21 protein-coding genes are annotated in these 23,164 nt (G+C 61.9%); 12 read left to right on the top strand and 9 right to left on the bottom strand.

Annotated elements, in window-relative coordinates:
• Positions 1-132 precede the first annotated feature (132 nt).
• From VFO93_RS20325 to VFO93_RS20335, 3 genes are all read right to left on the bottom strand, one after another.
• Positions 133-1,260 (bottom strand): HlyD family secretion protein, encoded by a 1,128-nt coding sequence (locus VFO93_RS20325; RefSeq protein WP_325136228.1) that lies wholly within the window; start codon positions 1,258-1,260, stop codon positions 133-135.
• Between the two features lie 107 nt (positions 1,261-1,367).
• Positions 1,368-1,757, bottom strand: coding sequence for a universal stress protein (locus VFO93_RS20330; RefSeq protein ID WP_325136229.1), 390 nt, complete (start codon positions 1,755-1,757; stop codon positions 1,368-1,370).
• A gap of 109 nt (positions 1,758-1,866) precedes the next feature.
• Entirely contained in the window at positions 1,867-3,228 is a 1,362-nt protein-coding gene (locus tag VFO93_RS20335) for a TolC family protein (RefSeq protein WP_325136230.1), read from the bottom strand.
• Between the two features lie 193 nt (positions 3,229-3,421).
• Between VFO93_RS20335 and VFO93_RS20340 the strand changes: the two genes are divergently transcribed.
• The 6 genes from VFO93_RS20340 to VFO93_RS20365 all read left to right on the top strand — a co-directional run bounded on the left by VFO93_RS20340 (position 3,422) and on the right by VFO93_RS20365 (position 13,163).
• Entirely contained in the window at positions 3,422-5,584 is a 2,163-nt protein-coding gene (locus VFO93_RS20340) for a sigma 54-interacting transcriptional regulator (protein ID WP_325136231.1), read from the top strand.
• Between the two features lie 354 nt (positions 5,585-5,938).
• Positions 5,939-7,486 carry a TlpA disulfide reductase family protein gene (locus VFO93_RS20345; protein ID WP_325136232.1) on the top strand — a complete coding sequence of 516 codons (1,548 nt, stop codon included), beginning with the start codon at positions 5,939-5,941 and terminating at the stop codon, positions 7,484-7,486.
• 63 nt (positions 7,487-7,549) lie between these two features.
• Positions 7,550-8,737 (top strand): PQQ-dependent sugar dehydrogenase, encoded by a 1,188-nt coding sequence (locus VFO93_RS20350; RefSeq protein ID WP_325136233.1) that lies wholly within the window; start codon positions 7,550-7,552, stop codon positions 8,735-8,737.
• 120 nt (positions 8,738-8,857) lie between these two features.
• On the top strand, positions 8,858-10,255 hold the full coding sequence (gene radA / locus VFO93_RS20355; protein WP_325136234.1) for a DNA repair protein RadA: 1,398 nt from the start codon (positions 8,858-8,860) through the stop codon (positions 10,253-10,255).
• A 186-nt stretch (positions 10,256-10,441) separates the two neighbouring features.
• Positions 10,442-12,004, top strand: coding sequence for a TlpA disulfide reductase family protein (locus VFO93_RS20360; RefSeq protein WP_325136235.1), 1,563 nt, complete (start codon positions 10,442-10,444; stop codon positions 12,002-12,004).
• 133 nt (positions 12,005-12,137) lie between these two features.
• The gene (locus tag VFO93_RS20365) at positions 12,138-13,163 is read left to right on the top strand and encodes an SPASM domain-containing protein (protein WP_325136236.1); all 1,026 of its coding nucleotides are present in this window, start codon (positions 12,138-12,140) and stop codon (positions 13,161-13,163) included.
• A 190-nt stretch (positions 13,164-13,353) separates the two neighbouring features.
• Here VFO93_RS20365 and VFO93_RS20370 read toward each other — a convergent pair whose 3' ends face one another.
• From VFO93_RS20370 to rsmI, 6 genes are all read right to left on the bottom strand, one after another.
• A complete protein-coding gene (locus tag VFO93_RS20370; protein WP_325136238.1) occupies positions 13,354-13,695 on the bottom strand; it encodes a hypothetical protein in 342 nt (113 codons plus the stop codon).
• A gap of 113 nt (positions 13,696-13,808) precedes the next feature.
• Entirely contained in the window at positions 13,809-14,000 is a 192-nt protein-coding gene (locus tag VFO93_RS20375; protein ID WP_325136239.1) for a FeoB-associated Cys-rich membrane protein, read from the bottom strand.
• Between the two features lie 67 nt (positions 14,001-14,067).
• The gene (locus VFO93_RS20380) at positions 14,068-15,120 is read right to left on the bottom strand and encodes a TlpA disulfide reductase family protein (protein WP_325136240.1); all 1,053 of its coding nucleotides are present in this window, start codon (positions 15,118-15,120) and stop codon (positions 14,068-14,070) included.
• Between the two features lie 26 nt (positions 15,121-15,146).
• A complete protein-coding gene (locus tag VFO93_RS20385; protein ID WP_325136241.1) occupies positions 15,147-15,965 on the bottom strand; it encodes an inositol monophosphatase family protein in 819 nt (272 codons plus the stop codon).
• 127 nt (positions 15,966-16,092) lie between these two features.
• Positions 16,093-17,817: an apolipoprotein N-acyltransferase gene (gene lnt / locus VFO93_RS20390; protein ID WP_325136242.1), complete on the bottom strand. Its 1,725-nt coding sequence runs from the start codon at positions 17,815-17,817 to the stop codon at positions 16,093-16,095.
• A complete protein-coding gene (gene rsmI / locus VFO93_RS20395) occupies positions 17,792-18,553 on the bottom strand; it encodes a 16S rRNA (cytidine(1402)-2'-O)-methyltransferase (RefSeq protein ID WP_325136243.1) in 762 nt (253 codons plus the stop codon). The genes lnt and rsmI overlap by 26 nt, the downstream gene beginning before the upstream one ends.
• A 167-nt stretch (positions 18,554-18,720) precedes the next feature.
• Here rsmI and VFO93_RS20400 point away from each other — a divergent pair, with 167 nt between their 5' ends.
• From VFO93_RS20400 to tatC, 6 genes are all read left to right on the top strand, one after another.
• Positions 18,721-19,242, top strand: coding sequence for a hypothetical protein (locus VFO93_RS20400; RefSeq protein ID WP_325136244.1), 522 nt, complete (start codon positions 18,721-18,723; stop codon positions 19,240-19,242).
• Between the two features lie 50 nt (positions 19,243-19,292).
• Positions 19,293-19,463, top strand: coding sequence for a hypothetical protein (locus VFO93_RS20405; protein ID WP_325136245.1), 171 nt, complete (start codon positions 19,293-19,295; stop codon positions 19,461-19,463).
• Between the two features lie 47 nt (positions 19,464-19,510).
• Positions 19,511-19,723 carry a hypothetical protein gene (locus VFO93_RS20410; RefSeq protein WP_325136246.1) on the top strand — a complete coding sequence of 71 codons (213 nt, stop codon included), beginning with the start codon at positions 19,511-19,513 and terminating at the stop codon, positions 19,721-19,723.
• 75 nt (positions 19,724-19,798) lie between these two features.
• A complete protein-coding gene (locus tag VFO93_RS20415; protein WP_325136247.1) occupies positions 19,799-20,506 on the top strand; it encodes a metallophosphoesterase family protein in 708 nt (235 codons plus the stop codon).
• Between the two features lie 93 nt (positions 20,507-20,599).
• Entirely contained in the window at positions 20,600-21,913 is a 1,314-nt protein-coding gene (gene glyA, locus VFO93_RS20420; protein WP_325136248.1) for a serine hydroxymethyltransferase, read from the top strand.
• 283 nt (positions 21,914-22,196) lie between these two features.
• On the top strand, positions 22,197-23,081 hold the full coding sequence (gene tatC, locus VFO93_RS20425; protein WP_325136249.1) for a twin-arginine translocase subunit TatC: 885 nt from the start codon (positions 22,197-22,199) through the stop codon (positions 23,079-23,081).
• Positions 23,082-23,164: the final 83 nt, after the last annotated feature.

Raw genomic sequence — 23,164 nt, forward strand, 5'->3', positions numbered from 1 at the left:
GGAGCGCAGCGAAGTCGAAGCATCTCTACCGCTTCATGGCTAGCGGATAGAGTTAGTTCACCGATAGAGATGCTTCGACTCCGCTGCGCTGCGCTCAGCATGACGGCCTTTTTTTACGCTTGTAGCCCAGGGCTACTTCACTTTCACAATCGCGTTCACGCTCATGCCGGTGCGCAGCGGGTGCTCGGGGTCTTCTTTGTTGAGCACGATTTTGACGGGCACGCGTTGGGTTACTTTCACAAAGTTGCCGGTCGAGTTGTCGGGGGGTAGCAGGGCGAAGCGGGCGCCGGTAGCGGCCGAGAGCGACTCGATGTGGCCCTCAAAGTCCTCGTTGGGGTAGGCGTCTACCTCCAGCTTCACGGGCTGGCCTACTTTCATGTTTTCGAGCTGGGTTTCCTTGAAGTTGGCTACCACCCAGGTTTTGCCGCTGCTCACCAGGCCGATGAGCTGCTGGCCGGGCTGCACCACCTGGCCGGGCTGCACGCTCTTGCGGCTTACGATGCCATTGGCGGGGGCCACGAGCGTGGTGTAGCTAAGCTGGAGCTTGGCGTTGTCGAGGTCGGTTTGGCGCTGCTTCACCACGGCCTGGGCCACGGCTACTTGCTGCTGGGCCTGGGCTACCTGCTGCTGCGCGGCCGTTACCTGGTTGCGGGCCACGCTCACCTGGTCCTGGGCGGTGCTTTGCTGGGCGCTGGTGGCTTTCAGGTTGGCCGATACGGCGTCGTACTCGCTTTGCGGAATGATGTCCTGGTTGCGCAGCTTGGTGCTGCGGGCCAGGTCTTGCTGCAAGCGGGCACGGTTGGCGGCGCTCACGCCGATGGTCGTTTGGGCGGTCCGCACGTTGGCCTGGGCGGTGCCTACGCCCGCCTGGGCGGTGCCCACGCCGGCGCGGGCGGCCGTTACCTGGGCCTGGGCGGCGAGCAGGGCGGCCTGGGCGGCGTTCACGCGCTGCACGTAGTCGGCCTTGTCGATAGTTACGAGCGTGTCGCCCTTCTTCACTACCTGGTTGTCATCGACATACACCTTCACGACCGGACCGCTCACGCGGGGCAGCACGGGGTACACGTCGCCTTCTACCTGGGCGTCGTCGGTGCTTTCGTGGGCCTTAGAAAACTGGTAGCGCGTCCAGCCATAGTAAGCGCCGGCTAGCAGCACCACGGCCAGAATAATCAGCACCAGCGGATTGCGCTTCTTTTCGGGTTCGAGCGGCTCGGCCACGGCGGTGGGAGGAGCGTCTTGGAGAGTTGATTGAGTAGCCATTGTCTGTATGAGCTGTTAGCTTTTAGCTGCTAGCTATTAGCCTTTTAGGGAATGGTAAGGAAAAACGTAAAAAATAAAGCTGAGAAGCTAACAGCTTAATATAAAATCTATTCGCGCACCAGCATCGTGGGGCAGGGCGCGGTACGCACCACTACCTCGGCGGTATTGCCCATCAAAAAGCGGCTGAGGCCCGTTTGGCCGTGCGCCCCGATGACGATGAGGTCGGCGTGCTGGCGGCGCGCCTCGGCCACGATGGCCGGGGCGGCCTCGCCGCGCAACGTGGAGGTGCTCACGCGGCTGGCCCCGGCCGCCTGCGCGGCGGCGCGGTGGGCGCTCAGCTCGGCCTCGACGCCCGCCGTGGCGGGCACGGCGGGCTCCTGCACGTAGAGCAGCCGCAGCTCGGCCCCGGTGCCCACCGCCAGCGCGGCGGCATACGCCACCAGCGCCGCCGAGGCAGCCGAAAAATCGAGCGGGCAGAGAATGGTGGTGAGGGTCATTATTAGTAGCTGTTAGCTTATAGCTGCTGGCTTTTAGCTTTTTAGATTATGCTGGCCGTGGCCTTGTGAGGAGCCAACAGCTAGCAGCTACTAGCTAACAGCCAAAAAATTATTGCCAAATCTGCTCGCCGGTGGCGCGGCGCAGCTGGTACTGGCCCAGCGTGTAGTTGTACATGGCCTGGGCGCGGGCCAGGCGGGCCTGGGCGAGCTGGGTTTCGGCGTCGAGCACGTCGAGGTTCTGGCCCACGCCGTAGCGGTAGCGGCCCTGGGCGCGGTTGAGGGCGTCACTGGCCTGGGCTATCTGCTGCTGCGCATTGTCGTAGCGCGCCTGGCTGAATTCGAGGTTGTTGGCGGCCTGGCGCACGTCGGCGCGGATTTGCTCCTGCGTGTCCTGGGTTTTGGCCTGGGCGGCGCGGTAGTTGGCGGCAGCTTCCACGCGCTGCTTTTTGTTCTTATTGCCGTCGTAGATGGGCACGCTCAACTGGGCCACGCCTACCGTGTTGAAGCGCACGCGGTTGATGTCGGGCAGGATGTAGCCGTTTTTGCCGCCTACCTGCGCGCCCACGCCCAAGCTGGGCAAGTTGCTTTTGGCAATGAGCTGGGCTTGCAGCTCGGCGGTTTTCTCGGCATCCTTCGAGAGCTTCACCTCGGGGCGGTTTTCGGCGGCCTTGGCCAGCTCGCTTTCCAGGTTCACGGGCTGCGGGTTGTAGTCGAGGCGGCCTTTCACCGGAATGTCTGCCTGCGCAGGCTTGTGCAGCAGGCGGGCCAACTGTACCTGCTGATTGCGCAGCTGGTTTTGCAGGTCGAGCCGGGTGTTTTGAGCCTGCGTAATGCGCACGTCGGTCGTCGTTACGTCAAACTTGGTGCTCACGCCGGCTTCCACCCGTTTCTGCATCTCGTTGCGGTGCGCCACCAGCGAGGCTATCTGCTGGTCTTGCACCCGAATGCTTTCGCGCATAAACAGGATGTTGTAGTACACCTGCGCGGCGCTAAAGGCTAGGTCGCGGCGGGCCACCACGATGTTGTCCTGCGCGGTTTGCACCTGCGAGCGCGAGAGGTTGGTACTCGCCTCGCGCTTACCAAAATCGAGCAATTCGTACTGCGCCGTAATGTGCGCGTCGAAGTTGTTGTTGGGCGCAAATTGCAGCGTTTCGCCGTTGAACGGCAGCTTCACTACCGGGTCGATGCGCGTGTAAGTAGCCGTGCCCGTTACGTAGGGCAGGAAGCCGGCCTGGGTCTGGCTCAGGCGGCTGCTGGCCGCGTTGGCCAGTTCGGTGAGGTTGGTAATGCCGGGGTTGGCGTCGAGCACGGCCTGCACCGTGCCGCCGAGCGTCAGCGAGTCGCTGGCCAGCCCGATGGGCTGGGCGGCGGCCGGAATGCCGGGCTGGTTTTGGGCCAGGGCGGGCTGCGCCAGCAGCGCCCCCGCCAGCGAGAGCCCCGCGAAACCAGCTAATTTATATCGTGAGAACATAAGCCAAGTGGCGTAGTAGTGTTGCCCTCCCCTTACCGAAAGTTGTGCCAATAGGTTATCGACGGGTTTACTTAAAGCAGAGCGCTATGAGTCAGCCGCTTATTTTTATTCCAGCTTATTTGAAAGGTAGCAGAAACAATGTGCAATCACTAGGGTTTCCTTAAATAACAGGAATTATCCTGCTTGCGCGCCCATGTCTACTTCCAAAACCGACGACCTGCTACTGTTGCATCTCAACGAAGCCATCGCCACGATTCGCGATAAAGAGGAGCTGTTTCAGATTATCGCCCGCAAGCTGCGGCTGATTTTTCCCTTCGATATGATGGGTATCAGCATCTTCGACGAGGAACTACTGAATAAGCGGCTGTTTTTCAAGAGCTATACTACGCCTAGCCAGCCCGTGCCGGTGCCAGCCGACTTGGTCAGCTTCACGCCCATTGCCGGCTCGCCGGTCGAGCTGCTGTTGCAAGACCCACGCATTCAGCACATCGAGCTGCAAGACTACGTGCGCCAATACGCCGATTTTGAGCCCTTCCAGCGGCTGCTGCGCCAAGGCATTCAGCACATGACGATGGTACCCATGTGGCTTAATGGCCACCTCACGGGCTACCTCATTCTGGCCACGGCGCGGCCCCCGGCCTACTCGGCAGCCGACGAGCAGCTACTCGAAAAAATAACCTCACTGGTGGCCGTGGCCGTGCGCAATACCCTTGATTTTGAAGAAGTAGCCCGCCGCGAGCAGCAGCGCACCTTGCAGCTCAACGTCACCAACGCTCTACTCAGCATCAAGCAGCGCGAGCCACTCTTTCGGGCCATTGCCGAGGAGCTAACCCAGGTGGTGCCCTTCGACTACTTTGGCATCCGGGTGCAGCGGCCCGGCGAGCGCCCCGCGTTTGAGGGCTTCGCCGAGTTTGCCCGCCCCGACGACCCCAGCGGCGCGCTGCTGGCCCTCGACCCGCAGCGCCACCAGCCGGCGCAACAGCAGGAGATAACCGCCATGTACCAGCAGGTCGGCGGCCTGCTGCAAGCCGCCGGTCTCTACGCGGGCGACGATTTTCGGCAGCTCGCCGTGCGCTACCCGGCCATGCGCTACGCCTACGACGAGCACCACGTGCGGGCCATGCTGGTGGTGCCCATCTGGCAGCGGGCCGAGGGCGCGGCCGTGCTACTGCTGGCCTCGCCCAGCGCCAACGGCTTCACGGCCAGCAGCCTGGCCACGGTGCAAAGCCTGGTGCCCCAAATCACGCTGGCTCTCGAAAACCTGTTTGCCTTCGAGCAAATAGAGGAGCTGAAAGCCCAGGTCGAGCAGGAGCGCACCTACCTGATGGACGAAATCAACACCGACCGGCCGGCCGCCGACGGCCTCATCGGCAGCAGCCCGGCCTTGCGGCAGGTGCGCCAGCGCATCGGGCAGGTGGCCGGCACCGATGCCACGGTGCTCATCACGGGCGAAACTGGCACCGGCAAGGAGGTAGTGGCGCGCGCACTGCACCACGCCTCGCCCCGGCAGGCGCGGGCGCTGGTCAAAATCAACTGCGCGGCCCTGCCGGCCCAGTTGATTGAAAGCGAGTTATTTGGGCACGAAAAAGGCGCTTTTACGGGGGCCGTGGAGCGGCGCATCGGCAAGTTTGAGCTGGCCGACGGTGGCACTATTTTCCTGGATGAGGTGGGCGAGCTGCCCCTCGACCTGCAAGCCAAGCTGCTGCGCGTGCTGCAAGAAAAGGAGTTTGAGCGCCTGGGCGGCAACCGCGTGCTGCACACCGATGCCCGCGTGCTGGCCGCCACCAACCGCGTGCTCGAAGACGAGGTGCGCGCCGGCCGCTTCCGGGCCGACCTCTACTACCGCCTCAACGTGTTTCCGATTCAGCTGGCACCCCTGCGCGAGCGCCCGCAGGACATTGCGCCGCTGGTGCAGCACTACCTGGGCAGCCTCAGCAAGCGCCTGGCGCGGCCGGTGCGCGCCGTGCGGCCCGCCGACCTGGCCGCTCTGCAAGCCTACCCCTGGCCTGGCAACATCCGCGAGCTGGAGCACGTGCTCGAGCAGGCCATCATCGTGAGCCAGGGCCAGTGGCTGGAGTTTGGGGGCTTTATGGCGGCCCCGGTGCTGCGGGCGCTGCCGGCCGCGCCAGTGGCTACTGCGCCCGCGCCCGAAGCCCCTACCCCACCCACCGACGACCACGCGCCCCTCAAAACGCTGCGCGAGCAGGAGCGCGACCACATTTTACTGGCCCTGCGCCGCACGGGCGGGCGCGTGAGTGGCACGCAGGGCGCGGCCGCGCTGCTCGACATCAACCCCAAAACGCTGGAAGCCCGCATGAAAAAGCTCGGCATTCGCCGCACGGTAGTAGCTGACTAGCGCGGTTTGGGCGGTGCCTATGCAGGAGTTTCGGGCCCTACTGGCGCACTAGCGGCTGCCCTACGGCCTGGTTTTCGTCGGCCTCAACCTCACTGCCCAAAAATCGACCTGCTAGCGGCAGTCCTGCTGGCACCGTGGCTCGCAGTCGCCCTGTACCAATTGAAAAGAGACGCTCGCAAAGTGTCTCTTTTTTTAGCTAAATGAGTATGCGTAGTACAATTTTACTAAATAATTAAACATTTTGTATATTTGCACAGTATCTGAGGCTATTTATCCTCTTTGAGAAAACGCAGCAGCGGCGCGGCCACCCCTGGGCCAGCGCGGCGGCTGGCTTGGCTAGCGTGGCTTATGGACTTGAAATCACTACCAAAGCACGCCTTATTGCTGGCCTTGTATTGTCTGCTGGGGCTGGCGGCCCGAGCTCAGGTGCCCGCGGCCCCGGCGGTAGCCATCGTCACGGGCTACGTCCGCAACCCGACGCAGGACACCATCGCGGTGTCGGTGCGCGATAATTTTCTTGATACCCAGGAGCGTATTATTTACACCCGTCTTAGCGCGGAGGGCGCATTTCGGCTGGCGGTGCCGGTAGCGGGGGCTACCCTGGCCGACCTCGTGTATGGCGACGATGTGGCCGACCTGTACCTGGAGCCCGGCGCGACGCTCGACGTGCGCTTTCGGGGCCGCGACATGGCCCGCTCGCTACGGTTTGGGGCCGAGGGCCTGCCGCGCAAGAACACGGCCAAGGCCAGCAGCCGCCTCACGGCCGGGCAGCGCCGCTACCAGCAGCTGGCGAATGCGAACACCTACCTGGCCGAGTTTAACCTGCAATTTATTCTGAACGAGGGCTTTCAGGTGCTGCCGGAAAACATCGCGCTGGGCGAGCGGGAGTTTGTTTCGTTTCTGGATTATCGCCTGAAGGAGCAGCGCCGGTTTTTGAAAGACCACGCGGCGGCCGAGGCGCTGGCGCCGGCTTTCTACGACTACGCCCAGGCCGAAATAACCTACGCCGACGCCAACGACCGGCTCACGTTTCAGGACTTGCGCGAGCAGGTGATTCGCACCGAGCCGCGCCTCAAGCTGGCGCCCGGCTACTACGGTTTTCTCAGCGACTCGCTGCTGCTGAAGGGCCCGCACACGGCGCACAGCGAAAGCTTTCAATACTTTACGCTCAATTTTATTTACTTCAGCGCCGCCCGGCACCACGCGCGCACCGACCCCGGTTTTTACCCCTACTGCTACCGGCTGGCCAGCCGCTACCTGCGGGGCCCGGCCCGGCTGCTGGCGCTGGGGCGCATCTTGCAGGAGTCGTTTCGGTTTGGGCACGTGCGGCAGTCGGAGGCGCTGCTGGCGCACTACCGCACGCTCGATACGCAAAGCCGCTTCTGGCCGGCGCTGGCTACCGAGCTTACCCGGCCGCACACGCCCGACATCGGAGAGACTGCCCCCGGGCTGCGCCTACCCACCACCACCCACGACACCCTAAACCTGAGTGACTTGCGCGGCAAGCTGGTGTATTTAAGCTTCTGGAAATCGACCAGCGGCCCCTGCCTCTACGACCTGGTGTATCAGCAAGACCTGGTGCAACAGTTTGCGGGCCAAGACATTGTGTTTGTGAGCATCAACCTCGACGATTCAGCAGCGGCCTGGCAGCGCGTGGTGGCGCAGCGCCAGCTGGCCGGCGCGCAGCTGTGGGCCGCCGGGGGCTTGCAGTCGGCCGCCGCCCGGGCCTACGCGGTGCAGGCCGTGCCGGCCTACGTGCTCATTGCCGAAGACGGCACCATCCTGGACCCGCGGCCCAAGCGGCCCAGCAGCCGCGCCGCCGTAGACGACCTGAACAAGGCCTTCGGCAAGGCCGCCCGCTACCGCGCCACGCTGCCGCTGCTAGTAGAAGCTCAGCCCTGACGCGCCGCGCAACCCCCGGCCGCTGAATGCAGTTGAACAGCGCAGTTTATACGCCCTGTTCTTATGACTTCTGGTTTCCGCCTCCTGCCCGCCGCGCTGCTCGTGGCCTGCTCGGCCGCTGCCCAAAACGTGCCGCCGCCCGCCACGCCCTTCAAGATGACGGGCAACATCTACCTGCCCAACAAGCTGCCCGCTACCGACGCCCGCGTAGCCGCCCTGAAGGTGCCGGCCGGCTTCACCATCAGCAAGTTTGCCGAAGGCCTCGACATGCCCCGGATGCTGGCCGTGATGCCCAACGGCGACCTCTACGTGAGCAACCGCGTGAAAGGCACCATCACGCTGCTGCGCGACGCCAACCGCGACGGGAAAGCCGAGGTAGTGCGCCAGGTGGCCCAAAAGCCCCACCTGCACGGCCTGGCCTTGCAAGGCAATAAACTTTATATCAGCGCTATCCGCGAAGTATACGTGGCCGACGTGCAGCCCGATGGCAGCCTGGGCGAGCTGAAAGAGCTCTACCACGACCTGCCCGACGCCGGCCAGCACGCCAACCGCACGCTGCGCTTTGGGCCCGATGGCAAGCTCTACCTCTCGGTGGGCAGCACCTGCAACGCCTGCGACGAGGACAACCCCGAAAATGCTACTATTCTGCAACTTAATACCGATGGCTCGGGCCGCCAGGTGGTAGCCCACGGCCTGCGCAATACCATTGGCTTCGACTGGCACCCGGCTACCAAGCAGCTCTTTGGCATGGACCACGGCATCGACTGGCTCGGCGATGAGGACCAGCAGGAAGAGCTGAACCAGATAAAGCCCGGCGCGGGCTACGGCTGGCCGTCCATCATCGCCGATGGCAAGCACTACCCCGCCAACAAGCCCAAGAGCGGCGAAAGCTACGAGGCCTTCGACGCTAAGAATCAGCGCCCGCTCCTCTTATATAAGGCCCACTCGGCCCCGCTCGGGCTGGTGTTTAACGCTGGCAAGCAGTTTCCGAAAGAGTATCAGAACGACGCCTTCGTGACCATGCATGGCTCCTGGAACCGTGCCCAGCCCAGCGGCTACAAGCTGGTGCGCGTGCATTTCAACGCTCAGGGTCAGCCCGAGAAGTTCGAGGATTTCATCACCGGCTTCCTGGTCGATGGCGACAAATCGGAGTTTGGCCGCCCCTGCGGGCTGGTGCAGGCCCCCGATGGCTCGCTGCTAATGGGCGACGACGACAACGGCGTGATTTACCGCGTGGCGTACAAAAAGTAAAGCCAAGCTCCAGCTTGGTGAATCGTCGGTGCGCGCTCAACGATTCACCAAGCTGGAGCTTGGTGTTACGGCAACTTTTTCGCCGTTTTCCGCCTTATTCTTGCGAAATATTTTAGCAAAATGGCGAAGGCAAGAACGGTTTTTTTCTGTCAGAACTGCGGCGCGCAGTCGGCAAAGTGGATAGGGCGCTGTCCCTCGTGCGGCGAGTGGAACACCTACGTAGAAGAAGTAGTGCAGAAAGAGGCGGCCCCGGCCGCCGGCACCTGGAAGCCCGCCAGCACCGTGCCGGGCGGCAACCTGCAAAAAGCCGCCAAGTCGCGCCCCTTGGCCGACATCCGGCACGAAGAAGAGCCGCGCATCCTCACGCCCGACGGCGAGTTGAACCGCGTGCTGGGCGGCGGCCTGGTGCCGGGCTCGCTGGTGCTCATCGGCGGCGAGCCAGGCATTGGCAAAAGCACGCTGATGCTGCAAATCGCGCTGGCGCTCAAGAAGCTCAAGGTACTGTACGTGAGCGGTGAGGAAAGCGAAGCCCAGATAAAGATGCGCGCCGAGCGCCTGGCCGACGGCCAGCACCCCGGCTGCTACATCCTCACCGAAACCGGCACTCAGAATATTTTTCGGCAGATAGACCAGGTGCAGCCCAACGTGGTGGTCATCGACTCCATCCAGACGATGCACTCGACGCTGGTGGAAAGCGGCGCGGGCTCGGTGAGCCAGGTGCGCGAGTGCACCGCCGAGCTGCTGAAATTTGCCAAGGAAACCGGCACACCGGTGCTGCTCATCGGCCACATCACGAAGGACGGCAGCATCGCGGGCCCCAAGATTTTGGAGCACATGGTAGACACGGTGCTGCAATTTGAGGGCGACCGGCACCTGAGCTACCGCATTCTGCGCACCATCAAAAACCGTTTTGGCTCGACCTCTGAGCTAGGTATTTATGAGATGCAGGGCAGCGGCCTGCGGCAGGTCAGCAACCCCTCGGAAATCCTCCTTTCGCAGCGCACCGAAAGCCTCAGCGGTATGGCCATCGGGGCCACGCTGGAGGGCAACCGCCCGCTGCTGGTGGAGGTGCAGGCCCTCGTGACGCCCGCCACCTACGGCACTCCGCAGCGCAGCAGCACCGGCTTCGACGCCAAGCGCCTGCAAATGCTGCTGGCCGTGCTGGAAAAGCGCGCCGGCCTGCGCCTGGGCCAGCACGACGTGTTCCTCAACATCGCGGGCGGCCTGCGCCTCGACGACCCCGCGCTCGACGCGGCCGTGTGCGCGGCCGTAGTTTCTTCGCTGAATGATTTGCCGATTCCGGGAAATATTTGCCTGGCCGCCGAGGTTGGCCTCAGCGGCGAGATGCGCGCCGTGCCGCGCCTCGACCAACGCCTCTCGGAAGCCGAAAAATTGGGCTTTAAGGAGATGTACGTATCACAATTCAATGGAAATAACCTGGCAAACCAGGACCGCAGCAACTTGCGCGTGCAGCCCGTATCGCGCCTGGACGAAGTTTTGCAAGGTTTGTTTGGCTGATAAGCTCGGCGGCCCGCGCATTTTTTCGCGCGGGCCGCACTAGTATTATTCGTAGCAATTGCAGTTTAGTGCGCCGCGTCTGCTATCTTCGAATCGGGAATTGACTTTTCCCGCGAATTCGATTTGCTAACTACGTTATTTTTCCGGGTGGTCTAACGGGTACTACCTCGATTTATTAGGTGCGCTATGACTATTAAGTTTACTTCTATCCTTACGTGGGCAACCGGGCTGCTGCTGACCAGCGCGGTACCGGCGGCGGCCCAGGCGCCGCAAGCAGCTGGCGTTGCTATCCTGACCGGCCACATCAGCAATCCGCAGCAGGATACCGTGGCCGTTACGATTAAGGACAGCCCCTTCGACGCCAAGGAGCGCATCACGTATGCGCGCATTGACGAGAAAGGCGACTTCCGGCTCAGCGTGCCAGTAACGGCTTCTACCAGAGCCGATTTGGTGTATGGCGACGATGTAGCGGACCTCTACCTCGACCCTGGCACCGACATGGATGTGCGCTTTAAGGGCAACGATATGTCGAGCACGGTGAAGTTCAAGGCCAATGACGTACCCACTGGCTTTGGCACCAAGCTACGCAACGGCGGCAACCTCACCGACGAGCAGCGCCACCGCCAGCAAATGGCCAACGCCAACAACTACCTGTCGGAATTTGACGCGCAGTTCGTGTCGAACGACGGTTTCCAGGTGCTGCCCGACAATATTCAGCTCTACGAAGCGCCGTTTATTTCCTTTATTGAGTACCGCCTCAAGCACGAAAAAAACTTCCTGGAAGACCGCGCCGCCAAGCAGTCTTTTACCATTGATTTTTATAATTATGCCAAGGCAGAGGTTACGTATTCCAACCTCAATGACCGCCTGACCTTCCAGGACCTGCGCGAGCAGGTAGTGAACACCGAGAGCCGGCTCGCAATGACGCCGACCTACTACGACTTTCTGCGCGACCCGCTGCTGTATACCGACCCCACGGCCGCGCAAAACGAGCAGTTTCAGGAGTTTTTGCTCAATTACATTCACCACACCGCCGCGCAGCAGAAGCATCTGCGCTCCGACCCCGACTTTTACCCGTTTTGCTACGCGCTGGCCAGCAAGCGTTTCAGCGGCATGGCCAAGCTCATCACGCTGGGGCGCATTTTGCAAGAGTCGTTCCGGTTTGGGCACATCCGGCAGTCGGAGGCCATGCTGGCCGACTACCGCGCCCTCGATACCAAGCAGCGCTTTCTGGCTACGCTTGAAAACGATTTTAGCAGCCACCGTGCGCTGGCCATCGGCGCGCCCGCCCCAGATTTCCGCCTCGTGACTTCCAACGGCGACACGGCCAGCCTGCACAGCTTTCAGGGCAAGCTGGTGTACCTGAACTTCTGGAAAACAACCAATGGCCTGTGCTTGCGCGACTTGGCCTACGCCCAGGATTTGGCCAAGCGGTTTGAGGGCAAGAACATCGTATTCGTAAACGTGGCCCTCGACGATGTGGAGCTGCCCTGGAGCCAGCTCGTGAAGGTGAAAAAGCTGCCCGGCGTGCACATGCGCCTGGTGGGCGGCTACCAGTCGGCCACGGCGCGGGCTTATGGCTTGCAGGAAGTACCGACCTACTTGCTCATCGGTGAAGACGGTACTATTCTCAATCCCAAGCCCAAGCGCCTGAGCAGCCGCGCAGCGGTAGATGAGATTAATCAGTCGTTTGGCAAGGCCAGCACCTACACGGCGGCCATTACCCAGCTTTCGACGGGCGGGAAGTAGTCTTTTTCAGAGCCAGCTGCCTCGGCAGCGCTACCGGCGGCAGTTGGTGGCGCTGCCGAGGCTTTTTTTTAGGGTTGTGGTACAGCCCAAAACATTCGGCGCTCGCCCGGGCTTACCGACCTTTACGACCGTGATGCGCCTTTCCTCTTTCCGCGATGCCCGCTCCTTTATGGGCAAGGCCACGCCCCGCCGCGTGGCCAATGGCCTGCAAGTGGTGGCCAGCTACATCGTGAGCCGCCTCACGGGGCGCGCCCGCGCCTGGGGGCTGCCGGTGGCCATGTCGTTTGAGCCTACTACCAGCTGCAACCTGCGCTGCCCCGAGTGCCCGAGCGGCCTGCGCTCCTTCACGCGGCCCACGGGCATGCTGCCAGCCGAGCTGTTCCGCCGCACGATGGACGAAGTAGCGAGCCGACTGTGGTATCTGATTTTTTACTTTCAGGGCGAGCCGTATTTGCACCCCGAGTTCCTGGATTTGGTAAAATACGCCAGCCAAAAAGGCCTCTACACGGCCACCAGTACCAACGCCCATTTTCTCACCGACGACAACGCCCGCCGCACGGTAGAAAGCGGCTTGGACCGCCTCATCATCTCGCTCGACGGCACTACGCAGGAGGTGTACCAGCAGTACCGCGTGGGCGGCAAGCTGGAGAAAGTGCTGGCCGGTACCCGCAACGTGGTGAAGTGGCGCAAGGAGCTGAAGAGCAGCACGCCGCGCATCATCTTCCAGTTTTTGGTAGTGCGCCCCAACGAGCACCAGATAGAAGATGCCAAAGCCTTGGCCGACGCCCTCGGCGTAGACGACGTATGGTTTAAAACCGCCCAGATTTACGATTACCAGCAGGGTTCGCCGCTCATCCCCACCATCGACTACTACTCGCGCTACCAGAACAACGGCAATGGCACCTTCAGCCTCAAAAACAAGCTGGTCAACGGCTGCTGGAAAATGTGGCACTCCTGCGTGGTCACCTGGGATGGCAAGGTAGTGCCCTGCTGCTTCGACAAAGACGCCGAATATCGGCTGGGCGACAGCCAGCACGAGAGCTTCAGCACTTTATGGCACGGCCAGAAATACCAGGGATTCCGCCAAGCCCTGCTCAAAGGCCGCGACCAAATCGAAATGTGCCGCAACTGCACCGAGGGCACCAAAGTGTGGGGCTAAACCTGACCGCAGATTCGAACGGATTTGTCGGATTAAACGGATACGCCCGCTGCACGGGCTGACTACTCGAACGCAGGAGCGGCTTTGCCGACTCATATTATGGTTAGCCGAAGGCTACCCTGCGTTCGAGTAGTCAGCCCGCGCAGCGGGCGTATCCGTTTAATCCGACAAATCCGTTCGAATCTGCGGTCTATTTGGTGCCTTTTACCAGGTTTTTACCCAGCGATTCTACTTTCAGAATAAACTGGTCAACATCCTCATTGGCATAGGTGCCATAAGCCGACGAGATGGTGCCCTTGGTGCCGTCGGCCGTTTCGATGGCGTAGAGAATGGCCATGTCATCGGGGTTGCTTTCGCCCTCAAAGCGGAAGTAGTCCACAATAGTCGTTTCCTCGGGGTCGAAGGAGCGGGCGCTGTCGTTGTCCATCGTGGTGAGGCGGCCGTCCTGCACGTTGAAATCGTGGGTGTAGCCCTGGCTTTTCAGCTTTTTCTCGACCGTGGTCATCGACGTCATTTCTTCTTTGTCCTGCATGGCGGTGGTGTTTTCTAGGTGTGTTGGGAAAGGGCCAAAAGCAGGCCGCCCCGGCTATACGGGGCCGGGGCGGAAGTGGGTTATGGTCGGGGTTAAGTTTTGTAAAAGCTGGGCTACCGGCCCGCCGCCCGCGCCTCAATCGTGCGCTGCAAGGCATCCACATCGAGCGCCGCGCCGCAGGCCCCGCCGCAGCCTTTGGCGCAGCCCGCCTGGCTCTTGGCGGCGAAGGTCAGCCACACGCGCCGGCCCAGGTAAAAGGCCGCAGCGGCGCAGAGGGCGATGATAATGAGCAATTGAACGTCCATGATATGGGGAGAACTACGGGCGCAACAGGAAAGTTTGGCAGTTGGTCGCTCCTATCGCTCGGCGGCGCTACAAGGGCCCTAGGGCCACTAGTTTTTTAGCAATATCGTCCATGTCGTTGGTACGCAGCACTAAGGCACCGGCAGGGTCGAGTAGCATGTAAGTTGGAAATGCAGTAACATTATAGCCCGAAATAACCGGCCCAGTATCCTGTTGCAACTCCGAGAGCTGCAAGCCTGGTACCTGATGCTGGCGAATGGCTTTTTTCCACTTTGCCGCGTCGCGGGCGTCTTCCATTGCCAGGCCAATAATGGCCACCTTAGCCGCGTACTGCTGGTGCAGCGCCCGCAGCTTGGGCATCGAACTGATGCAAGGCCCGCACCAATGGCCCCAAAAATCGAGTAGCACGTATTTGCCCCGGTAAGTAGCCAGCGAATGCCGGACGCCCGCCGTGTCGGCCACCGTAAAATCGGGTACCGGGCGACCCACGGTGGGCTGGTTTAGCAGGATGAGCAGCCGCTTGGCCATCAGCTGGCCCGGTGGGCTTTGGCGCACGGCGGGCGTGAGCTGCTGCGCCAGTGCCGCGTATTGCGCCACTGGGTACTTTGGCTGCGTCAGCAGCTGCCAGTAGAGTTCGTAGGCGCTGGTGCGGGCCGCCGGGTGCGCCTTGATAAACTGCCGGGCGGCTTGGCCATTCAGCTGGCGCACCGAATTGTAGGCCGCGCTGCTTTTGGCGGGTGTGGCATCGTACCGCCAGTCTACGGTGCGGTTATACTCGTAGAGCAAGTCGTTTTCGGGCGTGCCCGTCACCCGGATTTTGCCGGGCCGCGCGGCGTCGCCCTGCACCCGCATCGTGCCCGGCTCCACCCAGAATAAAATATAGCGCGAAGCCCCCGCCACGTAGAGCGAGCCCATGCCATCGTCGCCAGCGGTGGCCAGATGCGTAAACTGCCCGCCCGCCGCTACTTGCACGGTATCGGCCAAGTGCTCGCCTTGCCGCATGTAGCGATACAGCAGCGGCTTATTACCTAGCCCGGTAATAGTACCCACGAGCTTACTGGTTTGAGCGAAGGCAGGGCTGGCCAGCAGCGCGGCCAGCCCTAGGGGTAGCAGACTTTTCATGAAGCGCGCATTAAGTGCGCCCCAAACTACGACCGAAAGCCTTCCCGCCAATGCCGCTTCATCACGGCCTGCATCTGGTCGTGCACCAGGCCGTTGGTAGCCAGCGTTTCGCGGCTGAAAACCGGGTCGCCGTCCTTGAGCCACTGCGTGACGCGGCCGCCCGCCTCGCGCACCAGCAGGATGCCCGCCGCCACGTCGTAGGCGTTGATGTTGAACTCGAAGTAGCTGTCGAAGCGCCCGCAGGCTACGTAGGCCAGGTCGGTAGCCGCCGAGCCCCAGCGCCGGATGCCACGCGAGTGTTGCGCATACTCGGTGAGGATGGCCATGTAGGCGTCCATGTGGTCGAACTTATAGAACGGCAAGCCCGTGGCAATCAGCGTATCCTCGGTGCTGGCGGCAGCGCTCACGCGGATGGGCTTGTCGTTCAGGAACGCGCCCTGACCCTCGGCCCCGCGGAAGCACTCGTCGCGGCTCACCTCGTAGACTACGCCCAGCACGGGCACCACGCCGCGCGCCAGCGCCACGCTCACCGCAAAGCACGGCAAGCCGTGGATGAAGTTGGTAGTGCCGTCGAGCGGGTCGATTATCCAGCGGTATTCCACGCTGTCGTCGTCGTTGGCCACGGTGCCTTCTTCGGTCACGAAACCCGCTTCGGGGAACAGCTTTTGCAGGCCTTCGACCAGCATTTTTTCCGACTCCTTATCGACGTAAGAAACGAGGTCATGCAGGCCTTTGGTGATGATTTTTGACTGGTCGAACTGGCTTACTTGCTCACGGATGAACGCGCCCGCCTGGCGGCAGAGGTCGGCTACGGATTGTGAAAGCTGGAGAAGGTCGGGGGTCATTGGTTGGGTATTCAGTTGAAAAAGAAATCGTGTGTCATGCTGAGCTTGCCGAAGCATCTCTACCGCTTCATCCAGACCGTTCGACGGTGCGGTAGAGATGCTTCGGCAAGCTCAGCATGACGGTTAGTTATGGCTTGCGCACCAGCGGCCCCACCACCGCGCCCAGCAGCAAGAGCACCGCCAGCGCTTGCGCGCCGCGCCCGATAACCTCGCCGTGGCGCACGTAAAAGGTCTGCTCGTCATTGAGATGCACCACGCCACGGCTGGCGGTGGGCACCCAGGTAGGCGCGAGCTGCGTGATGTCACCTTTCTGGTTGATGAAGCCGGTATAGCCGGTGTTGGCGGCGCGGGCCAGGTCGCGGCGGGTTTCGATGCAGCGCAGGCTGCCGTAGCGCAGCAGCTGGCGGTAGCCGGGCGAGTCGTGCCACCAGGCATCGTTGGTGCTGAGCGTGAGCAGGGTAGCGCCGTTGGGTACGTACTCGCCCACGAAGTCACCGTAGATGCTTTCGTAGCAGATGAGCGGCGCGGGGCGCAACGCCGGCGCGCCGGCCGGGGCCGCGTACACGGTGCGCTCGGCCTGGCTGCCGTAGGAGCCCACGTAGCCGCCCAAATCGATGTTACTGAGCACGCTGCTGAGGATGGGCGGTATTTTCTCGACGCCCGGCACCAGCCGCGACTTGTGGTAGAGCGCCACCGGCGCGGTAGCATTGGCGAAGTAGGCGGTGGCGTTGTATACGTCGTAGTAACCCAGGTCGTCGCGGTAGCGGGCGGTTTCGCTGGCCGCCTCCTTGTTGGGATAAGTGCCGATGGTGGTGATGCCCGTGAGCAGCGCCACGCCGGGGTGCTCGCCCAGCCACTGCCGAATGCGCTGAATATCAAAGCTTCGCTCGATGGTGCTTTCCCAGTGGTTTTCTTCCAGCGCCGTTTCGGGCCAGACAACGAGGCGGGTTTGGGGGGTGAGGTATTGCGCCGACAAAGTCAGCATCCGATTCAGTTGCTCGGGGTAGGGCACGTAGCTCGGGCTACCCGCAAATTTCTCCGCGTAGGGGTCGAAGTTGGGCTGCACTACCACGACCTCGGCGGCCGGGCCTTTCTCTTTATAGAGCGAGCCGATGAGCTCCGACCAGCCCAGCGGCAGCACCACCGCCAGCACGGGCAGGGCAAACCACAGGTTTACCTTCACCTTAGTGCCCATCACTTCCTTTAAATTCTTGGGAGCCAGCGTATCTACCAACCCGTTTTGGGTGTTGGTATAATACTCAAAAACTGCCTGGCGCTTCATCCAGGCCGTGAACACCAGTAGGTTCACCACCCACACCCACAGCGAGCCACCCAGAAAGCCCGTGTACTCGTACCACTGCACCCACTGCGGCGCGGCGGCAAAGCCGTTGCCCAGCGTGAGCCAGGGCCAGGTTACGTCCCAGTGCAAATGCAGCTGCTCGAAGGCTAGCCAATACACCGGCAGCGACAGGTAGCCGATGCGGCTACCCAGCCGCTCCTTAGTGCGCCGGAAGGCCATGAGCGGCAAACACATAAGCGCGGCATTGAGCACTACCGCCGCAATGCCGCCGCCCAGCGTACTGTAGCTAACCCACCAGGTAGTGAGCGCATTCCACAGTACCAGCATGAGGTAAGTGGTGGCAAAAACCCGCCCCTTGCGCGCGCCTTGCCGCGTAAGCTCTTGCTCCAGCAACAGGTAGGGCACCCAGGCCACGAGCAGAAGCAGCGACGGCAAAGCCACCGGGTGCGGCAGCCAGCCGCAGCTCAGCAGCAGCGCGCCGAGCACGGCCAGCGCGGGCGGCGACTGCCCCAGCCGCCCCAGGGCGCTAGTCGGCGTCGTTGTCGTCGGCATCGGTTGATTCGTCGTCGGCGTCATCGTATTTGTTGCGGCGTTCGGGTTTTTCCAGTTTAATGCCTTCTACTACCAGCACGATTTCGCCCTTAACGGCGGGGCGGGCGGCCAGCGTGGCGGCCAGCTCGCCGAGCGGAGCGGTGAGGGTTTCTTCAAAAAGCTTGGTCAGCTCGCGGCTGACGGAGGCCGGGCGCTCAGGACCAAACACCTCAGCCAGTTGCGCCAGCGTCTTCACGATGCGGTGCGGCGACTCGTAGAAGATTAACGTCCGCGTCTCCTTCGCTAGTTCGCGCAGGCGGGTCTGGCGGCCTTTTTTGGCGGGCAAAAACCCCTCGAACGAAAACCGCTCGGCCCCGAAGCCCGACTTGAGCAAGGCCGGCACGAAGGCCGTGGCCCCTGGCAGGCACTCCACGCGCAGGCCGGCGGCCAGGCACTCGCGCACCAGCAAAAAGCCGGGGTCGGAGATGCCCGGCGTGCCGGCGTCGCTCACGAGGGCCATGCGCTCGCCCTTGGCCAAACGCTCGAGCAGGCGCGGCACCTGCTGGTGCTCGTTGTGCAGGTGGTAGGCTTGCAGGGGTTTCTTGATTTCCAGGTGCTGCAAGAGCCGGCCGCTGGTGCGGGTGTCTTCGCAGAGGATGAGGTCGGCCTCTTGCAGCGTGCGGATGGCCCGCAGCGTAATGTCTTCGAGGTTGCCGATGGGCGTGGGCACAAGGGTCAGGGCAGCGGCTTCGGGCATAGGGCAAAGGTAGCGGCTGGTGCTTAGTGCTTGGTGCTTAGTGCCTAGGCTCGTATAGCCCCTCGAACACTAAGCGCTAAGCACCAAGCACTAAGCACTACTCCAACAACCCAAACGGGCGAACCTAAGTAAACTCCCCTACCAATTTGCTAAGCTCCTCCCCCACCATGTCTGTCGACCCTAATAACCGCCCCATCCGCGTCATCAACGACGATACGACTGAAGAAGAATTTGCCGCTGGCCTGCGCATTCCCAATGCTGACCCGCCCAAGAATGAGGCCGCCCGCGGCGGCTTCGGTAACCGCGAAGGCAAGGAAGGCTACGGCACCGACAGCAGCGAAGGCGTAACGGCCGTGGCCATGAACGCCCGCACCGACGCCCCTGACGACCAGCAGCCCGGCGACAACATGCGCCGCGCCGACGAAGGTGCCGACCAGCGCCGCAACCAGGACCTGCCCAGCCCTGACGACGAGCGCGACGAAGACGGCCGCCGCCCCCAGCGCGGCCCCGTCGATGAGCTCGAAGCCGACGACCTGCGCCAGGGCCCCGATGAAATGGAAGACCCCCACTCGCACGTAGGCATGGGCCAGATGGCTCCCAAAACCCCGAAACCCATCACCGGCACCGATACCAACGCCGAGCTCACCGACCCCGGCGCGCAAGATTCGGCCATCGACCAAGGCTATTAAGTGAGTTATGAGTTTACTCTTAGCTCAAAACTCTCAACTCCCCTATTCTCATGGCAGACCATAAAACCAACAAGCAAGGCGAATCGCACCAGGGCGGCCCCAGCGTAGCGCAGCAAAGCGCTGGCACCGGCGAAACCAACGACGCTGGCCGCGACGAAAAAACCGAAAAGCGCCTGCGCGAAGAAGCCCAAGACGCGCCCCACACGCACCCCAACCGCTAGCGCTCGTCACCCGGCGCGCTGTTTTCACTCTCTAATTTCCTTTTCCAATGGCTACCCACCACACCGAGCAGAACCAAGAGTCGCAAACCAATAAAAACCAGCCCGGCCTGCCCGAGCAGCACAAAGCTGACGCGCTACCCGCCGGCGACCGCGACGAGGCCACTGAAGAGCGCCTCGCCAACGAAGCCGAAGACGCCGGCACCACACACCCCAACCGCGGCCACAACAAGCCCGACAACGGCAAAGGCAGCTACGCCTAGCCAGTTGTCAAACTGAAAATATTGCCCCGCGCCGCTTCGGCCGGGGCTTTTTCGTGTCGTTTTAATCTCCTTGCAATGAGCCGTCGCTTCGCCGCTACCGATATTCATGGCTGCCTCGCCACCTTCCGCCACTTGGTAGAGGTAGAGTTGCGCCTGCAAGCCACCGACCAACTCTACCTGTTGGGCGACTACGTGAACAAGGGACCGGACAGCGCGGGCGTGCTCGATTACGTCATGGCGCTGCAAGCCAGTGGCTACCAAGTGCATTGCCTGCGCGGCAACCACGAGCAGGAACTACTCGCCACCATCCACGGCACGCCCAATGCCAATGATATGTGGAAGCTGGAAGCCGAGCGCAATATGGTACTGGCCAGCTTCAGGGTGGCCAAGGCCACAGCCGTTCCGGCCCGCTACGTGGCCTGGATGGCCGCGCTACCGCTGACGCTGGACTTGCCCGATTTTGTTTTGGTCCACGCCGGCTTCGATTTTGCCCTGCCGCCCGCCGACCTGCGCCACGACGAGCACAGCATGCTTTACACCAAGAGCTTCGTCTTCGACCCCTCACGATTGGGCGGCAAGCGCCTGCTGCACGGCCACGTGCCCACGCCCGTGGCCGAGATAAAGGCCGCCGTGGCCGCTCGCGCCGGGGCCATCGGGCTGGATGCGGGCGGCGTGTACCGCCACAACCCCGAGCTGCGCCACCTGGCCGCGCTGAACCTCGATAGCTGGGAGCTGCATCTGGTGGAGAATCGGGAAGCGCCCTACCCGATAACTGTGCGGTAAGCTTCAGCTTGCCGTTTCAAACAAAACTTAGTTTGCCAAGCTGTTTTTCGGCAAGCTAAAGCTTACCCTACTCCTCGTCGTACTTTTGGGGCCATGCAAGCCACTGCCCCTACCCTCGCCCCCGCCGCCTTGCGCGACACCGCCGTTTTCTCGCTCATCGAGCAGGAGCGCCAGCGCCAAACCCATGGCCTGGAGCTCATTGCCTCCGAAAACTACGTCTCCGACCAAGTGATGGTGGCGCAGGGCTCGGTCCTCACCAACAAGTACGCCGAGGGCCTGCCCGGCAAGCGCTACTACGGTGGCTGCGAAGTAGTTGACCAGGTAGAGCAGCTGGCCATCGACCGCATCAAGGAGCTCTTCGGCGTGGCCTGGGCCAACGTGCAGCCCCACTCCGGCGCGCAGGCCAACGCGGCCGTGATGCTGGCCTGCCTCAACCCCGGCGACAAGATTCTGGGCTTCGACCTCAGCCACGGTGGCCACCTCACACACGGCTCGCCGGTCAATTTTTCGGGCAAGCTCTACCAGCCTTCTTTTTATGGCGTGGAGAAGGAAACCGGCCTCATCGACTGGGATAAGGTAGTGGACACCGCCCGCCGCGAGCGCCCCAAGCTCATCATCTGCGGGGCCTCGGCCTACTCGCGCGACTGGAACTACGCTGCCCTGCGCCGCGCCGCCGACGAGGTGGGCGCCCTGCTGCTGGCCGACATTTCGCACCCCAGCGGCCTCATCGCCAAGGGCTTGCTGAATAATCCCTTCCAGCACTGCCACATCGTCACCACGACTACGCACAAGACCCTGCGCGGCCCCCGCGGCGGCCTCATTATGCTGGGCCAGGACTTCGACAACCCCTTCGGCCTGAAGACGCCCAAAGGCGAAACCCGCCCCATGTCGGCCCTGCTCGACTCGGCCGTGTTCCCCGGCACCCAGGGCGGCCCGCTCGAGCACGTCATCGCGGCTAAAGCCGTAGCCTTCGGCGAAGCCCTAAGCGACGACTACACCAAGTACGCCCACCAGGTACAGAAAAACGCCCAGGCGCTGGCCAAGGAGTTCCTGAACCGGGGCTACGACATCATTTCGGGCGGCACCGACAACCACTTGATGTTGATTGACTTGCGCTCGAAGGGCATTTCCGGTAAGCTCGCCGAGAACACCCTGGTGCAGGCCGACATCACCATCAACAAGAACATGGTGCCCTTCGACGACAAGTCGCCGTTCGTGACCAGCGGAATCCGAATCGGCTCGGCCGCCGTAACTACCCGCGGCCTGGTCGAAACCGACATGACGCGCATCGTGGAGCTCATCGACGAGGCCCTCACCCACCACGCCGACCCGGCCCGCCTCACCAGCGTGCGCGGCCAGGTCAACGAGTGGCTGCAAAACTACCCCCTGTTCAAGACCGCAGATTAAAACGGATTTTTAAGATTTAACGGATACGCCTGCTAAAGCAGGCTGACTGAGCGGCCGGCGCCGCTGCCTCGTTGGCGGCGTTGGCTTCGCTTCGCCGCTTCGTTGCCTTCTGCGTAGCGGCGTTCAGCCGTTTTCCTCCTTTTTCTGCTTTCTCTCGTTCACTGACCAGAATCTGCGCCGCAGGCTACTACCAGCCGCGGCCACCTCACAACCCACCAGGTAGTCAGCCTGCTTTAGCAGGCGTATCTGCGAAATCCGTTTAAATCTGTTTTAATCTGCGGTCTTGGCATCTCCCACTCAAAAATTTCAGCAGAACCGCGCCGCCGCCGAGGGCGAGGCGGAGATGTCGTTTATCGACCACCTGGAGGCGTTGCGCTGGCACATTATCCGGTCGGCCATCGCGGTAGTGGTGTTTTCGCTGATTGCGTTTTTCAATAAGAAATTCCTGTTTCACGACCTACTGTTGGCTCCGTCGCGCCCCGATTTCTGGACCTACCAGATGTTTTGCCGCGTGGGCCACTTCTTCGGCTCTACCGGGCCATGCGAAGACCAAGTGCATTTCATCATCCAAAACCGGGAGATGAGCGGGCAGCTGGCCATGCACATCAGCACGTCATTTATCGCGGGTATCTGCCTCACCTTTCCTTATTTGTTTTGGGAATTGTGGCGTTTTATCAAGCCCGGCCTATACCCGCACGAGCGCAAAAACTCGCAAGGTGCCGTGTTTTTTGTATCGATACTGTTCATTCTAGGCTTGTTGTTCGGCTATTACATCGCCGCGCCGCTCAGCATTCAGTTTCTGGCCGACTACAACGTAGACCCCAGCGTGCAGAACCAGATGGACTTGCAGAGCTACTTCAGCACGCTCACGACGATGACGCTTTCGTGCGCCTTCGTGTTTGAGCTGCCAATGATAGTCTTCTTCCTGGCCAAAGCCGGCCTCGTGACGCCCGAGCTGATGATACTCTACCGCAAGCACGCCATTGTGGTCATTCTCATCATCGCGGCTATCATCACGCCGCCCGACATCTCGGCCCAGATTATCGTTACTATTCCCATCTTATTGCTTTACGAGCTAAGCATTTACATCGCCCGCGCCGTGCGCCGCGACCGCACCGCCGAGCTCAATGCCGAGCTGGCCCGCACCCAAGGTACCGGCGCAGCGTAGAGCAGCCAAATCGCTTTAAAAAGAAGGCTCACGCTACCTTAATCGGATGCGTGAGCCTTCTTTTTTGCTTGCAAAAAGCAGCC

It is taken from the genome of Hymenobacter sp., from assembly GCF_035709525.1.
Classification (GTDB): Bacteria; Bacteroidota; Bacteroidia; order Cytophagales; family Hymenobacteraceae; genus Hymenobacter.

Excerpts from the sequence above, each read along its gene's own strand:
- VFO93_RS20400 (WP_325136244.1), top strand. The coding sequence starts at position 18,721 with ATGTCTGTCGACCCTAATAACCGCCCCATCCGCGTCATCAACGACGAT.
- VFO93_RS20350 (WP_325136233.1), top strand. The coding sequence starts at position 7,550 with ATGACTTCTGGTTTCCGCCTCCTGCCCGCCGCGCTGCTCGTGGCCTGC.
- VFO93_RS20410 (WP_325136246.1), top strand. The coding sequence starts at position 19,511 with ATGGCTACCCACCACACCGAGCAGAACCAAGAGTCGCAAACCAATAAA.
- VFO93_RS20335 (WP_325136230.1), bottom strand. The coding sequence starts at position 3,228 with ATGTTCTCACGATATAAATTAGCTGGTTTCGCGGGGCTCTCGCTGGCG.
- VFO93_RS20340 (WP_325136231.1), top strand. The coding sequence starts at position 3,422 with ATGTCTACTTCCAAAACCGACGACCTGCTACTGTTGCATCTCAACGAA.
- VFO93_RS20325 (WP_325136228.1), bottom strand. The coding sequence starts at position 1,260 with ATGGCTACTCAATCAACTCTCCAAGACGCTCCTCCCACCGCCGTGGCC.
- VFO93_RS20375 (WP_325136239.1), bottom strand. The coding sequence starts at position 14,000 with ATGGACGTTCAATTGCTCATTATCATCGCCCTCTGCGCCGCTGCGGCC.
- VFO93_RS20380 (WP_325136240.1), bottom strand. The coding sequence starts at position 15,120 with ATGAAAAGTCTGCTACCCCTAGGGCTGGCCGCGCTGCTGGCCAGCCCT.
- VFO93_RS20415 (WP_325136247.1), top strand. The coding sequence starts at position 19,799 with ATGAGCCGTCGCTTCGCCGCTACCGATATTCATGGCTGCCTCGCCACC.
- VFO93_RS20385 (WP_325136241.1), bottom strand. The coding sequence starts at position 15,965 with ATGACCCCCGACCTTCTCCAGCTTTCACAATCCGTAGCCGACCTCTGC.
- rsmI (WP_325136243.1), bottom strand. The coding sequence starts at position 18,553 with ATGCCCGAAGCCGCTGCCCTGACCCTTGTGCCCACGCCCATCGGCAAC.
- VFO93_RS20330 (WP_325136229.1), bottom strand. The coding sequence starts at position 1,757 with ATGACCCTCACCACCATTCTCTGCCCGCTCGATTTTTCGGCTGCCTCG.
- lnt (WP_325136242.1), bottom strand. The coding sequence starts at position 17,817 with ATGCCGACGACAACGACGCCGACTAGCGCCCTGGGGCGGCTGGGGCAG.
- VFO93_RS20365 (WP_325136236.1), top strand. The coding sequence starts at position 12,138 with ATGCGCCTTTCCTCTTTCCGCGATGCCCGCTCCTTTATGGGCAAGGCC.
- VFO93_RS20405 (WP_325136245.1), top strand. The coding sequence starts at position 19,293 with ATGGCAGACCATAAAACCAACAAGCAAGGCGAATCGCACCAGGGCGGC.
- radA (WP_325136234.1), top strand. The coding sequence starts at position 8,858 with ATGGCGAAGGCAAGAACGGTTTTTTTCTGTCAGAACTGCGGCGCGCAG.
- VFO93_RS20360 (WP_325136235.1), top strand. The coding sequence starts at position 10,442 with ATGACTATTAAGTTTACTTCTATCCTTACGTGGGCAACCGGGCTGCTG.
- VFO93_RS20370 (WP_325136238.1), bottom strand. The coding sequence starts at position 13,695 with ATGCAGGACAAAGAAGAAATGACGTCGATGACCACGGTCGAGAAAAAG.
- glyA (WP_325136248.1), top strand. The coding sequence starts at position 20,600 with ATGCAAGCCACTGCCCCTACCCTCGCCCCCGCCGCCTTGCGCGACACC.